At 64.7% G+C, this 14986-nt stretch carries 12 protein-coding genes; 5 read left to right on the top strand and 7 right to left on the bottom strand.

The features are described from left to right. Position 1: 1 nt before the first annotated feature. The 7 genes from MTR64_RS11590 to MTR64_RS11560 all read right to left on the bottom strand — a co-directional run bounded on the left by MTR64_RS11590 (position 2) and on the right by MTR64_RS11560 (position 6803). Entirely contained in the window at positions 2-1087 is a 1086-nt protein-coding gene (locus tag MTR64_RS11590) for a TrbI/VirB10 family protein (protein WP_243993960.1), read from the bottom strand. 3 nt (positions 1088-1090) lie between these two features. After that, complete coding sequence (locus tag MTR64_RS11585; protein ID WP_243993958.1) at positions 1091-1900, bottom strand: TrbG/VirB9 family P-type conjugative transfer protein; 810 nt, start codon at positions 1898-1900, stop codon at positions 1091-1093. Further along, positions 1897-3117 (bottom strand): type IV secretion system protein, encoded by a 1221-nt coding sequence (locus tag MTR64_RS11580; protein ID WP_243993955.1) that lies wholly within the window; start codon positions 3115-3117, stop codon positions 1897-1899. Before MTR64_RS11580 ends, MTR64_RS11585 begins: the two co-directional genes overlap by 4 nt. Positions 3118-3122: 5 nt before the next feature. Then, positions 3123-5543 carry a VirB4 family type IV secretion/conjugal transfer ATPase gene (locus tag MTR64_RS11575; protein WP_243993953.1) on the bottom strand — a complete coding sequence of 807 codons (2421 nt, stop codon included), beginning with the start codon at positions 5541-5543 and terminating at the stop codon, positions 3123-3125. A 22-nt stretch (positions 5544-5565) separates the two neighbouring features. Further along, entirely contained in the window at positions 5566-5847 is a 282-nt protein-coding gene (locus MTR64_RS11570) for a type IV secretion system protein VirB3 (RefSeq protein ID WP_243993951.1), read from the bottom strand. After that, positions 5847-6191, bottom strand: coding sequence for a TrbC/VirB2 family protein (locus tag MTR64_RS11565; RefSeq protein WP_419144939.1), 345 nt, complete (start codon positions 6189-6191; stop codon positions 5847-5849). Before MTR64_RS11565 ends, MTR64_RS11570 begins: the two co-directional genes overlap by 1 nt. A gap of 234 nt (positions 6192-6425) precedes the next feature. Next, positions 6426-6803 carry a hypothetical protein gene (locus MTR64_RS11560; RefSeq protein ID WP_243993949.1) on the bottom strand — a complete coding sequence of 126 codons (378 nt, stop codon included), beginning with the start codon at positions 6801-6803 and terminating at the stop codon, positions 6426-6428. Between the two features lie 295 nt (positions 6804-7098). On the opposite strand from MTR64_RS11560, the gene MTR64_RS11555 reads away from it, so the two are divergent. From MTR64_RS11555 to MTR64_RS11535, 5 genes are all read left to right on the top strand, one after another. Then, positions 7099-8697 (top strand): hypothetical protein, encoded by a 1599-nt coding sequence (locus tag MTR64_RS11555; protein WP_243993947.1) that lies wholly within the window; start codon positions 7099-7101, stop codon positions 8695-8697. 90 nt (positions 8698-8787) lie between these two features. Then, entirely contained in the window at positions 8788-11493 is a 2706-nt protein-coding gene (locus MTR64_RS11550; RefSeq protein ID WP_243993945.1) for a TonB-dependent receptor domain-containing protein, read from the top strand. Positions 11494-11801: 308 nt separating this feature from the next. Then, positions 11802-12374 carry a TMEM165/GDT1 family protein gene (locus MTR64_RS11545; RefSeq protein WP_243993943.1) on the top strand — a complete coding sequence of 191 codons (573 nt, stop codon included), beginning with the start codon at positions 11802-11804 and terminating at the stop codon, positions 12372-12374. A gap of 69 nt (positions 12375-12443) precedes the next feature. Then, positions 12444-13184: a class I SAM-dependent methyltransferase gene (locus MTR64_RS11540; protein WP_243993941.1), complete on the top strand. Its 741-nt coding sequence runs from the start codon at positions 12444-12446 to the stop codon at positions 13182-13184. A gap of 363 nt (positions 13185-13547) precedes the next feature. Next, positions 13548-14966, top strand: coding sequence for a methyl-accepting chemotaxis protein (locus MTR64_RS11535; protein ID WP_243993939.1), 1419 nt, complete (start codon positions 13548-13550; stop codon positions 14964-14966). Positions 14967-14986 lie beyond the last annotated feature (20 nt).

Below are 14986 nucleotides of genomic sequence, written 5' to 3'. Positions count from 1 at the left end.
GTCACTGGACCTGGCTGAAATCGAGATCCTTGGCGGTGAACACGCGGATCGGCTGCCCCTGACGGACGCGGATCGTCGGCCCCACGCTGGAATTGTTCTGGATCGCCGCGGCAGCCGCCGACTGCCCGCCGCCCGCAACCACTACGCTGGCGCCGCTCGTCGCGAGGGTCGACAACCCGCCGACCACGGAAAGCAGCATGGCCGAACCGAACCGCTCGAAGAAGTGGCTGTTGACCTTGCCTTCCAGACCGGTTTCGCCGCCAAAGGCAATCGCGGGCGAGCCGAGGTTTACCGAGACGCCGTCCGGACGGATAAGGCGGGTCCAGATCACGTAGGCACGCTTCTGTCCGGCGGTGAGCCCGCTCTTGTACTGCCCGATCAGACGCGAGGAGCGCGGGACCAGCACGTTGCGGCCATCGAAGCTGCGGACGTCGGTGGACACGATCGCACGGACATAGCCCGGCACGTCGGTGTCGATCGCGGTTTCCAGAACCGCGGGGATCAGCGTGCCCTGTGTCACCGTGGTGGCCGGATCGAACGAGCTGGCCGCCGTTGCGGTCGTGCCGGTGCCCGAAAGGCGCGCAGCGAAATCCTCGTTGGCATTGCCGCCCTTGGCTTCGCCAGCAGGGCCCGCCACGGCCGCCGGCGCGCCACCGGTGCCCACATCAAAGACAACCGTCGGGCTGGCATAGGGGTTTGCGGCCGGCGCGGTGTTGGCTGCGGGCGGTGCGGCGAGAACCGGGGCCGGCGCGGGTGCAGGCAGCGAAGCCGGGGCAACGGCGGGTTTCTGCTCGGGCGCCGGAACGGCAGCCGCCGGTGCGGGCGCTGCGGGCTGCGGCGCGGGGTTGGCGTCAGGATTGGCCATCCCGTTGCGCGCGGCATCCATCGACCACAGGGTCAGGCCGCCGAGGGCCGCGATGATCAGGACACCGGCAGCCATGCCCAGCCCGTCCCCGCGCTTGCGCTGCGAGACCTGCGGCAGGACATTGCGGGTCGCCAGATCGATGACCTGTGCGCCTTCGCCATCGCGCGGATCGGTGGCCCCTTCGGGCGAGATGCGTTCACGCAGGGAAGAATTGGGCGCCATGTCTTAGTTCCCCTTTGCCGTCGATGAAGCGGACGTGTTCGCGGCCATCGCCGCACCGGGCGCGGCGGAAACGGGCCGGGTATTCTCGAGCACGGCGCTGGCCTTGCCCGAACGCAGGATGATCTTGCCGGGCACATCTGGCAGCACGATCGTGGAATCGTGCACCGCATAGTTCACCGGACCTTCCTCGCCCTTCTCGTTCTCGACGAGGATCGCCGGGACCGACGACTTCTCGGGCCAGACGAGATAAGTGGAATTGCCATCGTCATAGATGCGCGCTGGCAGCAGCTTGTCCGAGCCCGAACGCTTCCACGCGAAGTTCAGGCTGGCCGGATCGGCCGGCATGCCCATCGGATCGCCTGTGGCCAGCGCCTGCTCGGCCGGGTTGAGACCGGCCATGGCTGCCCCCGGAACCGGTGCCTCGCGCGGCTCGTCCTTGTAGGTGAAGCGCAGCATGTAGAGCGGCTTCGCCTTGGGCGAGGCGACCAGATCGAAGAAATAGGTGTGGCGGTTGGTCACTACCGTCATGTTGGTGCGCGCAGTCGCTTCCAGCGGCTTCACGAACAGCATGTCCGCGCGCTTGTTGGGCGTGATCTGCCAGGCCTGGGAATCGCCGACCGCGACGTTCTCGATCGATTCGCCGTCGCCGAACTCGATCGCCGCCTGAATGCCGGCCTTGCCGTCGATGCGCACCACCTCGTTGTCGCTGTAGGCATGCGCGACGAGGCGCGTGTCCTCGGCGTGAGCCGGAACGGCGAGTGCGAACAGAACGGGCGCGAGCAGCGCAGCGCGCGATGCCAGGGCGCGGGTCATTGTATCTTCTCCTTGGCCGGCATGCGGCCGGTATCGTTCGAGGCGCCGCGGAAGCGGCTGCCGATCCCGCGCGTGCGCGAGGTGTTGTCGCTTGAACGCATCGGCTCAAGGCCTCCGCCAGAGACGTGGGTCACCACCGTGCGGCGATCACTGCCGCGCGTGTCGGAGCCGCCACCATGCTGGGGTGCTTCGGCCATGGCCGTGGCGCCAGCGCTGGCGATGCCCGAAGCCCGCCCCTGCATGGCGGCCGGAGCCGGTGCGGGCGCAAAAGTGGAAACGGCAGGAGCCGCCGTCACCTGCCCGCCGCGCGTGCCGCGCTCTTCGCCGGCCAGCCCGAACACGCGCCAGCCAGCGACCATCGTCGCAGCCACCTTGACCACCATGACCATCAGCGCGACGTGCACGGCAGCGACGAGGAAGAACGCCATGGCGGCGCGCCCGTCGATCTCGCCCAGGGCCGCGCTTTGCACGAGGCCCGAGATGATCGGTACCAGCAGTTCGAGCGTAATGCCGCCGCCCAGCACCACGAACAGCGGCGTGACGGCAGTCATGGCAACGCCGCGCAGCCAGCCCGCAGTCAGCCCGCGAGTGCCGTCGAACAGTCCCATGATGATGAAGATCGGCCCGATCGCCAGCAGCACGGCGAGCGCAATGCGCGCCGTCAGCAGCACACCGACAGTGCCCAGCAGCAGCAGCAGCGCGCCCATCCACATGATCGTTTCGGGGGTGAGCATCCCGGCAGCGCTGGTGGCCGCCTTGGCAGCGTCACCGCCACCCTGCCCGCTGCCATTCGTGGCAATGTCCGAAATCGCGGCAAAGACGATGTCGATGCGGTCGCCGAAAATCGTGGTCGCAGAGCCCTTCACGCCCATCAGCAGCCCGGCGATCCAGTCCGGCCCGCCGAGCGCAAGGTTCCACACGACGTTCTGGTAGGCCAGCCAGCTGGTCGCGAACGTCAGCACCACGCCCACGCGCAACATGCGCGGCGTCAGCGCCGAAACGCCGAGCGTCGAGCGGCCGGTCAACAGCGAATAGGCGAAGAAGGCGATGTAGAGCGTGAGCACAATGGTCAGCACCGGCCCCATCGCGCCGCCCGCGCCGAACAGGCGGCCGAAAGCGCTGGCGGCCATCTCGTTGGCCACACAGTCGACCGCGCGCAGCGCCGGGGCGACCCCGGCGGAAGCGACTTCGGTAAGCTGATCGCAGGCGCTCGACATACCGCTTACTCGGCCGCCTCGATCCAGAGATTGCCGTCTTCGGCATCGCCCGGCCACTGCAGGCCGGTGAGCACCGGATACCAGACCGAAGGCTCGTCGCCGTAACGCTCACGCAGCTGGTCGAGCTTGCGCACCGTGCTTTCGCGGCCCGACAGGACGGTGAGCACCTCGGGCATTCCCGAAAGGTCGAGCCGGACTACCACCGAGGCATCGGACTGGCGGATCAGGAAGCAGCGCGAATGCGCAGGCAGCGTGCGGATCACGTCCAGCTCGTGCTGGGTCAGGCCGAAGCCTTCGCAGTAATCCTCGTAGCGCGCGCGGGCATTGGGCATGAACAGCATCGTCGCGGTCTGTTCGACCAGCGCGGTGGCAATCTTGCTGTCGAGCGCGTCGCGGGCGGACTGGGTGGCGAAGCCGACCAGGGCATTGCGCTTGCGCAGCGTCTTGAGCCAGTCGCGGATGCGTGCGGCGAAGACCTCGTCGTCGAGCGCCTTCCAGCCCTCGTCGATCAGGATCATCGTCGGTTCGCCGTCCAGCCGCTCGTCGATGCGGTGGAACAGGTACATCATGACCGGCGTGCGAAGGCGCGGGCTTTCGAGCAGCGCGGTCATGTCAAAGCCGAGCACGCGGGCCGAAAGATCAAGCTGGTCGATCTGGTTGTCGAACAGCCAGCCGTGCTCGCCGCCCTGAATCCACGCGTCCAGACGCGAGGCGAGATCGCCCGGCTCGGGACGGCGGGCACCCGCCAGCAGTTCGCGAAAATGCGAGAGGCGGCGCAGCGACGGATCGTTGTGATAGGCCGCATCGACGGCACCGGCGATCGTGGCCAGCTCCTCGGGGCCCCTGGCTTCGAGCAGCACGCCCAGCCAATCACGCAGGAAGGCGCGGTTCGCCGCGGTATCCGGCAGGGCAAGGGGATTGAAGCCCGTCGGATGACCCGCGGCGATGCGGCTGTAGCGGCCGCCAATTCCGCGCAGGAACACTTCGGTGCCGCGATCCTTGTCGAACAGGATCGTGCGCGGGGCGAACTTCTGCGCCTGCGCGGCAAGGAAGTTCATGACCACCGTCTTACCGGAACCTGACGGACCGATGACGGTGAAATTACCAAGGTCACCCTGGTGGAAGTTGAAGAAGAACGGCGTCGAGCTGGTGGTGGACAGCAGCGTGACCGCGTCGCCCCAGTGATTGCCGCTCGCCTGCCCCATCGCGAAGCCGTGGAGCGAGCCGAAACAGGCCATGTTGGCGCTGGAAATCAGCGCGCGGCGCACGATGAAGCTCTCGTTGCCGGGCATCTGGCCCCAGAACGCCGGCTCCAGATTGACGTCCTCGCGCACCGCGACGGCACCGGCATCGGCCAGAGCGGCGGCACAGGAGGCAGTCACCTCGTCGAGCGATTCGAGCGATTCGGCGCGCACCAGCACCGAAAGGTGATGGTCGCCGAAACCGACCGAGCCGGTGCCCAGCGCATCGCGTGCAGCACTCATTTCGCGGCGTTCGGCCACGGCTTCCTCGTCCGCCGAGCGCAGGCGGCGGATGGCTAGGTCGATGCGTTCGCGCGCGATCTGGCGGTCGCTGGGCGCATAAGTCTCGGTCAGCACCAGCTCGCACGGCAGGCGCAGCAGTGCGTCGGTGAGGCCCGGACCGGTCGAATCGGGATAGTCCTTGAGGCTCACGATCGAACCGACCGTGCCGCGCCCGTCAGCGCCGCGCAGTTCCATCGCATCCATGCCGAAATTGACGCGGCGGTAAGCCAGCATGTGGCCGATGTCGGTCTCTTCGGACGGGCGGCGCACCGGGCGCATCTCGCCGTTGTAGAGCGCGCTCAGCAGCTCGAGCACTTCGGAACAAGTGCCTGCCTGACCTTCATAATCGCCCAGCAGGCGGGCTCCGTAGGCCCCCAGCGAAGCGACCATCGCATTGGCCGCCGCGCGCAGCGCACGCACGTCGGCGGCATCGGCCTCGGCCGGAGCCTGGCCCTTGTTCTTCATCATGCGCGAGAACTTGTCCGCCCAGCCTGCCTTGCCGCGCGCGGGACGGCGCACCAGCGTAATGAACTGGTCGTTGACGAACAGTGCGCCCGAGCCGGTGCGCGCCCGCCAGCGCGCATCGATATGCGCGGCCAGCGGATCCTCGAAATGGCCTTCCATCTCGATTTCCACGCGGCGGCGGATCACGTGATGATAGAGCACGAAACGCGAATCTAGCGTCGAGCGCAGCAGCACTTCGCGCGTGGCGACGTGTGCGTTGAGTTCGTCAGTGTCGGCCGTCTCGAACGCGACCCCCGGCACCATCAGCGAGAGCATCACCGAACCGTCGCGCAGCAGGAGGACGTTCTCGTCCACCAGTGCCGCATAAGGCAGCCGGTCGCCAACGAGGACTTCCTTGGCGCCCCAGCCCTTCAGCGGCGATTTCTTGCTCTTGCTCATAACTCCCCTTCCGCGCTTCCGCTCAGGGCGCGTAGCTGTTGCAGCCCCAGCGCTGCCAGTTGGCAACACGCGGGCACTTGCTGACCTTGGCGATCCACAGGTCGAACACGCGCGGCTCCCGCAAGCAGGCGAGATAGCCGATACCATGTATCGCCGCCGCAGCAGGCAATGCCCAGAAACTTTTTGTGATCAGGAAAATTTCTGTCGTTACCGCGGCGTTGATGATGAAGAAGCTGTAGGTCACGCCCGCGAACATCTGCGGCCGCGTGAGTGCGCGGTGCACCGGATAGCGGGCGAGCGCCATCAGCCTACCGCCGCCTGCTGAATGCCCGAAACGATCGCACCGGCGCCGAACAGGATGAACACGCCGATGATGACAGTGGCGCCAAAGCGCCAGTTCATGCGGCCCGTCAGCATCATGAAGCCGACGGCGGCCACCGCCATGACGGCCACGGCAGTCGCTACATTACCAAGCAGCGTGCCCTGCAGCCAGCCGAGCGCGGCCACGATCGGACCGCTGCCGGCCGGATCATTGACCACGGCCTGCGCGTGGGCACCAACCGGGGCCAGAGCCGCAAAAATGCCTGCAAAAGCGCCAAAAACGCCACCAAGCTTGCGGCGCGAAATCTCAACGTATCGAATCACCATACCCTCCGTATGAGCGCCCATTGCGCCATACTAATGACAAGTATGTGACGATAACACGGCCAACCTTACACACATGTTGCAGGAATTTTTTGCGCTGCCGCCGAAACGCGCAGAGGGCGCCGGTTCCAGCCGGCGCCCTCATCCCGCAACAGCTCCCGTATTATTAAAGCATGCGACCCGAGGCATGAAGCGGGAACCTCGCCACCCCGATTGCCCCCAGCGCGGGCAGACCGCTCAGCGCGAAGCCTGCGCCGTCGAGACAAGCAACCGGCTGAGCGCGGTGCGCGCCGCCAGGCGGGAATCCATCCATGAGCCGTCGGCGAGTTCAAGATCGTAGCGGTCACGGCTCGCGATCGCGGTCCGGTAGGTGGCAATCGCCTTGGCCGTCTGCCCCTCGCCGGCATAGGCTGCGCCGAGATTGATCAATGCGGCGGGATCACCGGTTCGCACGGCATCGCTCGCCTCCAGCTTGTGCAACGCCGCTTCCGAACGGCCGCTGGCGAGTTCCTCATAGGCCACGTCCTGCACCTTGTCGGCGGGCGGAGCTTCGACCGCGAGCGAGAAGGCCGACTGACCCAGGAGCGCGGCGGTCATCAGAGCGGTAAGGGGCATGTCTATTCTCCCGTAACTGACTATCGATTGCAGGGCATCTTCTGCCCCCGGGTGCGATTTCGCAACAAAATGACGCAAGTGTCATAAAAGTGCAATTAAACTGTGAATCGCGCAGAAACCGGTGAGTCGTGACCGGCCGATTTTCCCCTGTCGGACGATCGTCATATTTCAGTCGTATAAATGAATATTACTGTCACCGTATTGCCAACAAACCGTCACCCCCTCCGCCTAGAGGCGGCCTGCAACGAGGGCGGAATCGCCGCCTCGTCCGCGACTCGAACACGGGGGAATCAACGTGAAGAAAATTTCCGGTCTGCTGCTCGTTGGCTGCAGCGCTCTCGCTCTCGCTGGCTGCGGTGCTGACGATATCTCGTCGCCGGGCGCTGGCAGCATCACCATCAACAACCCGACTCCGACTCCCACGCCGACCCCGACCCCGACGTCGACCACCGTCACCGCGGCTTCCGACTGCCCGGCCATCGGCGCGACCACCCAGCTCAGCAACGACGGCACCATCAGCGGCCCTGAAGGCACCTGGCGCGTCTGCACGCTGCCGGCCCTGATCGACGCCAACACCACCCTGCCCAAGGTCGATGGCCTGCTGTACCGCCTCCATGGCCGCGTTGACGTCGGCTGCGACGGCGGCTTCACCGCCCCGACCTCGACGGCGACGTTCACCACCACGACCGCAAGCTGCAGCAGCAAGGTCCTGTCGGCCGACACCAACGTCACGCTCTCGATCGACCCGGGCGTGATACTCTATGGCGAAAACGGCTCCGAACCCGCCTGGCTCGCGGTCAACCGCGGCAACAAGATCGACGCCGAAGGCACCGCCACCAAGCCGATCATCTTCACCAGCGCCGACAACGTGCGCGGTTCGAACGACGATTCGTCGCAGGGCCAGTGGGGCGGCGTCGTGCTGCTCGGCCGCGGCATCGTGACCGACTGCAACTACGGTTCGACCGCTGCCGGCACCTGCGAGCGCGACACCGAAGGTTCGGTCAACAAGGCCGTGTTCGGTGGCCAGGACAACGCCTACAACGCCGGCAGCATGAAGTACGTGCAGATCCGTTACTCGGGCTACGTGCTCAGCAACGGCAAGGAACTGCAGTCGCTGACCGCCGAGGGCATCGGCTCGGGCACCACACTCGACTACTTCCAGTCGGTCAACAGCTCGGACGACGGCGCTGAATTCTTCGGCGGCAAGGTCCAGTTCAAGCACTACATCGCGGTCAACGCCGACGACGACAGCATCGACCTCGACACCGGCCTGCAGGGCTTCTTCCAGTACGTCCTGCTGCTGCAGCGCGACGGCGGCGGCGACGCCCTGATGGAAATCGACTCGAACGGCGCCGAAACCGACACGCCGCGTCAGGTCACCACGCTCGCTAACTTCACCGGCGTGCAGCCCAGCGTCAGCTCGAACAACGAATCGAACGACCAGGCTTCGGTCATGATCCGCGGCAACTCGGACATCACCTGGATCAACGGCATCATCAACACGCCGAACAACGAATGCGTCCGCATGAACGGCTCGGGCACCGTCCCGGCGACCCTCACGGTCCACTCGACGGTCCTGACCTGCAATTCGACGAAGTTCCTGAACACCGGCACCTACGCCAGCGCCACGCCGGCCGCCGATGCTTTCGCTGCGGGAACGAACAACAACACCTCGTTCACCTCGACGCTTACCAGCACCTTCGTGAACGGCACCAACGAGAGCGGCGTCACTGCCTACGCCAGCATCCAGACCATCTCTTCGTACTTCGACGCGGTGAGCTACATCGGCGCCGTCAGCGGTTCGTCGGACACCTGGTACACCGGCTGGACCTGCGACAACGCCACGGCCGACTTCGGTTCGGGTGAGAGCTGCACGGCTCTGCCGACCACCTGATCCGGCCGCCCAATAAAAAACGACAGAGGGGGCGGTCCATTTCGGCCGCCCCCTCATTCGCTTCATGTACTTGTTCCAGGGGGACATCCAATGACCAAGCCGCGGCTTGTATCGCTGCTGCTGCTTTCCACCTCGATCCTGACGCCGTCCGTGGCTTGGGCACAGGAAAGCACACCGCCGACCGCTTCGAGCGATGAAGACACCCAGGCATCGTCCCCTGCGGACGAAACCGCCGAAGAGCAGACGGCTCCCGATATTTCGGTGCCGGGCGGTGCCATCATCGTTACCGGTCAGCGCAACCGCAACATCCAGAAGACCGCGCCGGAAGTCATCTCGGTCCTGTCCTCCGAGGAAATCGCGCGCACCGGCGAAGGCGACATCGCAGGCGCCCTGGGCCGCGTGACCGGCCTGTCGGTTGTCGGCAACGGCTACGTCTATGTTCGCGGTCTTGGCGACCGCTATTCGCTGGCGCTGCTCAACGGCTCGCCGCTGCCCAGCCCCGAACCGCTCAAGCGCGTGGTCCCGCTCGACCTGTTCCCGACCAGCATCGTCGCCTCTTCGCTTGTCCAGAAGAGCTACTCGGTGAACTTCCCCGGTGAATTCGGCGGCGGTGTGATCAACCTCACCACCCAGGCCATCCCGGACGAGAGCTTCCTCGAAATCGGCGGCGGCTTCACCTGGGACACCGAAACCACCGACAAGCTCAGCTACACCTACTACGGCAGCAAGACCGACTGGACGGGCTGGGATAACGGCAACCGCAACATCCCCTCGGTGCTGCAGGATTACTTCAACAGCAACACCGTCATCGATCCCACCAGCGATCAGGCCAAGGAACTCGGCGGCTATCTGGTCAACGGCCGCAACGCCGTGATCCAGAAGGTCAACAAGACCCAGCCGAACTTTTCCGGCAACCTGACGGCGGGCACCTCGTTCGATCTGGGCGGGGCCACGCTCGGCGTCATTGCCGCGGCCGGATATTCGAACACGACGCAGACCCGCGACATCATCCGCCAGCGTGCACAGGGCACCACGGCTGCCGCGGACCAGCTGTTCGAGAACTTCAACGCCATCAACACCGACAACCGCATTGTCGGCAATGGCCTGCTCGGCCTGGGCCTCGAATGGGGCGACAACCAGATCCGCTGGACCAACGTCTACATCCACGACACCGTCAAGCACACCGGCCTCAGCCTCGGCAAGCGCGAGAACAACCTGCAGGCCGACTACATGCGCCAGTCGACCGGCTGGTATGAGCGTCAGCTGATCGACACCCAGTTCGTGGGCGAGTTCAAGCCGGCCGACGACACCAAGATCGATGTGCGCGCCGGTTATGCGAACTCGAAGCGCCTCGCGCCGTTCGAGATCGAGGCGGAATACCTGCGCACGAACGTGGAATCCGACGACTACGGCGCTGACTTCGTCAACCGCCTCGGCAACGGCAACCAGGACCCGACCACGGTCTCCTTCTCGCGGCTGAACGAAGACGTGTGGTCGGCCGGCGCCGACGTCACGCACAACTTCAGTTCGGCATGGTCGGGCACGGTGGGCTATGCCTATCAGATCAACACCCGCACCAACTCGCGCCGGTCCTTCGCGATCTATGCCAGCGGCGACGCGACGCAGATCTCGAACTTCGGCCTGCTGCGGCTCGATGTCCTGCTGCAGCCGGGCACGTGGTACCTGTCGGACTACGACGTCAACTACACGCTGGAACTGCGTGAACCCGACGCCGGTACGGCCCTCTTCGATTCCCGCCTGCTCAACCACGCGTTCTACGCCAAGGCCGATGGCCAGCTGACCGACAAGCTGTCGATCGATGCCGGCGTGCGCTGGGAATATGCCAAGGAATCGACGATCCTGCGCCCGATCGGCGCAGACCCGACGAAGGCGACCGACCTCAAGAACGAGTACTTCCTGCCGGCGGTGACGCTGACCTACGAGATCGAACCCGGCATGCAGGTTCGCCTCAACGGTTCCAAGACCATTGCCCGCCCGCAGTTCCGCGAACTGCTGTACCAACCGTTCTACGATCCGGACACCAACCGCACCTACCAGGGCAACCCGTATCTGGAAGACAGCAAGCTGACCAACGCCGAAGCCCGTTTCGAATGGTACTTCGCGCGTGATCAGCGGGTTTCGCTCGGTGCGTTCTTCAAGAAGATCGACAAGCCGATCGAATCCTTCCTGACCGGAACGGAAACCTTCGTCACGTCCTATGCCAACGCACCGACCGCGAACCTCTACGGCGCCGAGGTCGAACTGCAGAAGTACGTCTACCTCGATGGCATGGGCGGCAAGTTCTTCGAGAACCGCAGGCTCGTCCTGATCGGCAACTACACCTACACCAAGTCGAAGATCAAAGTGGGCGAGAACGATACCGTTCGCGTCTACGGCGCGGGTACCGGCACGTCGCTGGCCACCGACTACTTCGTCGATGGTGCACCGCTCACCGGCCAGTCCGAACACATCGCCAACGTGCAGATCGGCCTGGAAGACACCGAGAGCCTGTCGCAGCAGACGATCCTGCTCAACTACGCCAGCAAGCGCGCGGTCAGCCGCGGTCTTGCCAACTCGGGCCAGCCCGACATCTTCGAATACCCCGGTCTGACCATCGACGTGGTGATCCGCCAGGGCTTCATGATCGGCGACAAGGAAATCGAGCTCAAGCTGGAAGGCCGCAACCTGACCGGCCGTGGCCACTTCGAATACCAGAAGTTCGACGACGGCAAGGTCAACTACAACACCTATGACCTCGGCCGCATGTTCTCGGCCTCGGCCTCGATCAAGTTCTGATCCGTTTCTCACCGGAAGGCCCCTGCCCTTCCGACGGCACCTGAACGGCCCGGTCGCAGCAATGCGACCGGGCTTTTTTTCGTCTTCCCTGAAAGGCGTACATCGCCTAGGCAGTCCGCAGTCATCTGGGGAGTAGCCATCCGCCCGTCCCCGGCGGAACCCGTCGTCAACATACTTGGCCGAGAGGCCATGGCGCACGGAAGGACGGGCCACCGTTCGGGCGAGACCAATGGCGCTTGCGGTTCCGTCCGGCCGGGCGGGCACCGTATGCGTTGTTGCGTACTGCCCGCCCGGCCCGGAGAACCTGCTTGGAAGCCCTCATCACCTCTACCGCCGTGGTCGCTCTCGCCGAGATCGGCGACAAGACCCAGTTGCTTGCGATCGTGCTGGCCACCCGCTTCCGCCGCCCCTGGCCGATCATTGCAGGCATTCTGGTAGCAACGCTCGCGAACCACTTCCTCGCTGCGCTGGCAGGAGAGCAGGCCTCGGCCTTCCTCGACGGGTTGTGGTTCCGCTATCTCGTCGCCGCGAGCTTCATCCTGATGGCCGGCTGGACGCTGATCCCGGACAAATTCGACGAGGACGAGGAAGCAAAGCCCCACCGGTTCGGCCCGTTCCTGGCCACGACCATTGCTTTCTTTGTCGTCGAGATGGGCGACAAGACCCAACTCGCCACGATCGCACTGGGCGCCCGCTTCCAGAGCGTGATCCCGGTGATGACCGGCACCACGCTGGGCATGATGATCGCCAACGTACCGGCCGTGTTCCTCGGCCACGAAATCATTCGGCGTGTGCCGCTGGCCACCGTGCGCATGATCGCGGCGCTTCTCTTTCTTGCAATTGGCCTGTGGCTGCTGGCGCAGACGGCAGGCTGGATCTGACGGCGATTGCCGCAAAGGAAGCAGAGACCATGGCTTGCCCAAGGCGCACGAACTGATAGGCCTCCCCCCATGACGGCTCCGAACTTTCTCGAAGACCTTCTGGCCGCCGGCCGGACGGCGCGCCTGATCGAGGACGGCATCTGGTCCGTCATGCCGACCGATACCGTATCGCAGCCATATGACGGACGCGCCCGACTTTACGACCACCTGATCGGCAGCCGGATCTACAATCACCTTGCCTGGGGCACGTCGCCTGCTTCCTACACGGCCTTCGCAGCCGAGGCTGCGAATTCGGGAACGGGGCCATTACTCGACGCAGGCTGCGGGACGCTGGTTTCGACCGCTTCCGTTCACGCCGTCGCGCGTCGCCCGACCGTTCTCGTCGATCTTTCCACGGACATGTTGCGAGCTGCACGGGGCAGACTGGTCAAACTGGCCGGGCGCGTGCCCGATCAGGTGGTTCTCGTTCAGGCTGACCTCACCGCACTGCCTTTCCGGGATCAGGCGTTCGGCAGCGTTCTGTGCCCGGGCATGCTCCACCTGTTTGAAGACGTCGAGGCCATCACGCGGCAGCTGGCGCGCGTTGCCGATCCGGCCGCCTCAATCTTCGCGACAAGCCTCGTGGCCGAGCGGTGGCTGGGAAAGCGCTACCTCGTAGCCCTGTACCGGGCCGGTGAAGTTGCGCGCCCCCGGCAGTTCACCGAACTCACGTCACGGCTGAACGGTGCAGGATCAGGTCTGCAACCACCGATAGACGCGCGCATTGAAGGCAGCATGGCGTTTCTCAAGGCACAAGGCGCGCGGGTTTAACAAAATGCCAGATCGGGTGCTGCAGCCCCACTGCTGCTGCAGACAAATACGGATATCGGATAAAAGTATTATTCCCAATTAAGCTCTTTGGAGCAGCCACTGGAAACGATGACGTCCGACACAATTCACCGCTCAACCCACCATTTTTCGACGTCCCTTCAAGCGCAAGGCCATCAGGTGGATTTTTGAGCGATTTCCACCAGACGTTTACGCAAAATTGCGTAGACCAAAAATCATCCAATACTTTCAATCACAAGCTACTAGGTCGTGGCAATTGTTTAACTTGACAGATTGCCCAAGGACTTCGGCGCACGGCTTCCAGCCATATGCAACCGTCGCAGCTTCCCCAACAAGGATCGACACATGCTAGACTGGTTCGAAAAGAAGGCCCCTATCCGCGAGAAATTCAAGGCTCTGCTGATTGTCCACACCGGACTGGGCCTTGTATGTCTTGCCACCACGGTGATGGCCGTGAGCGGAACGCTGCCTGGAGTTGCCCTCATCGCCATGGCTGGTGCAGCCTGCGCTGCCATCTTCGCGACCGTGCTCATTTCCGGAGAGCGGATCTGCACTCCCTACGTCAACACCGTCGTGCGCATGGAAGCCCTCGCAGCCGGGGATACCCGCAGCGAAGTGCAGTATACCGACTACGAGGACTGCGTCGGCCGCATGACCAAGGCCATGTCCGCATTCCGCGACAATGCGGTTCAGGTGGAAAAGAACGCCGAGAGCCAGAAAGTCGTCGTCAACCGTCTCGGCGAAGCGCTCAAGTCCTTGTCCGGCAACCGCCTCGACTGCGAGATCCGCGAAGTCTTCCCGGGCGAATACGAAGCACTGCGTCAGGATTTCAACCGCGCCGTGACATCGCTCACCGACACGATTTCCACCGTCCAGCGCACGGCGAGCGCCGTGCTGACGGGAGCCTCGGAAATCCATACCGCGTCCGACGACCTGTCGCGCCGCAACGAACAGCAGGCCGCCAGCCTCGAGGAAACGACGGCCGCGATGAATCAGGTGACGCAGGGTGTCAACGAATCCGCAACCGCCGCGGTCGGTGCCCAGCACTCGATTTCCAATGCCCACCGCGAAGCCACCGAAGGCGGCGAAGTCGTCGACCGCGCGGTCCATGCCATGGGCGCGATCGAACATTCGGCGCAGGAAATCCGTCAGATCATCGGCGTCATCGACGGGATCGCGTTCCAGACCAACCTGCTGGCGCTCAATGCCGGCGTGGAAGCGGCACGCGCCGGCGATGCCGGCAAGGGCTTCGCCGTGGTCGCCAACGAGGTGCGCGCCCTCGCCCAGCGTTCGGCCGATGCCGCAAAGGACATCAGCGCGCTGATCACGGCATCGTCGGAGCAGGTCGAAAGCGGCGTCAAGCTGGTCGGCGAGACCGGGGCCCTGCTCTCCAAGATCGTTGCCCGCATTGGCGAGGTCAATGCGCAGATCTCGGGGATCGCCGAAAGCTCGCAAAGTCAGGCCGCCAGCCTCACACAGGTCAACGCCGCGATGGGCGAGCTCGATCAGGTCACCCAGCAGAACGCCGCGATGGTCGAGGAAGCCAGCGCCGCGACGCGATCGCTGTCGGACGAAGCCCGCGAGCTTTCGCTGGTCGTCGGCCAGTTCCGCTTCAGCAGCAGCGCTGCGCCGGTTCAGAAACTCAGCGCGCCCAAACCGGTGAGCACGCCGCGCCCGGCCACCCGCAAGGCACCGCCACCGCCCGCCTTCGACGGCAATCTCGCGCTCAAATCCGACCCCAGCGAAGACTGGTCGGAATTCTGAACGCGAACGGGTTTACACAG

This window comes from Novosphingobium album (ex Hu et al. 2023), from assembly GCF_022832385.1.
Classification (GTDB): domain Bacteria; phylum Pseudomonadota; class Alphaproteobacteria; order Sphingomonadales; family Sphingomonadaceae; genus Novosphingobium; species Novosphingobium album.
Note: the sequence above shows the minus strand (reverse complement) of the source record. Positions and strands in the feature narration are given on the sequence as shown.

Coding starts and splice junctions, on each gene's coding strand:
- MTR64_RS11590 (WP_243993960.1), bottom strand. CDS start 1,087: ATGGCGCCCAATTCTTCCCTGCGTGAACGCATCTCGCCCGAAGGGGCC.
- MTR64_RS11560 (WP_243993949.1), bottom strand. CDS start 6,803: ATGCCCCTTACCGCTCTGATGACCGCCGCGCTCCTGGGTCAGTCGGCC.
- MTR64_RS11565 (WP_419144939.1), bottom strand. CDS start 6,191: ATGGTGATTCGATACGTTGAGATTTCGCGCCGCAAGCTTGGTGGCGTT.
- MTR64_RS11550 (WP_243993945.1), top strand. CDS start 8,788: ATGACCAAGCCGCGGCTTGTATCGCTGCTGCTGCTTTCCACCTCGATC.
- MTR64_RS11570 (WP_243993951.1), bottom strand. CDS start 5,847: ATGGCGCTCGCCCGCTATCCGGTGCACCGCGCACTCACGCGGCCGCAG.
- MTR64_RS11585 (WP_243993958.1), bottom strand. CDS start 1,900: ATGACCCGCGCCCTGGCATCGCGCGCTGCGCTGCTCGCGCCCGTTCTG.
- MTR64_RS11535 (WP_243993939.1), top strand. CDS start 13,548: ATGCTAGACTGGTTCGAAAAGAAGGCCCCTATCCGCGAGAAATTCAAG.
- MTR64_RS11540 (WP_243993941.1), top strand. CDS start 12,444: ATGACGGCTCCGAACTTTCTCGAAGACCTTCTGGCCGCCGGCCGGACG.
- MTR64_RS11575 (WP_243993953.1), bottom strand. CDS start 5,543: ATGAGCAAGAGCAAGAAATCGCCGCTGAAGGGCTGGGGCGCCAAGGAA.
- MTR64_RS11580 (WP_243993955.1), bottom strand. CDS start 3,117: ATGTCGAGCGCCTGCGATCAGCTTACCGAAGTCGCTTCCGCCGGGGTC.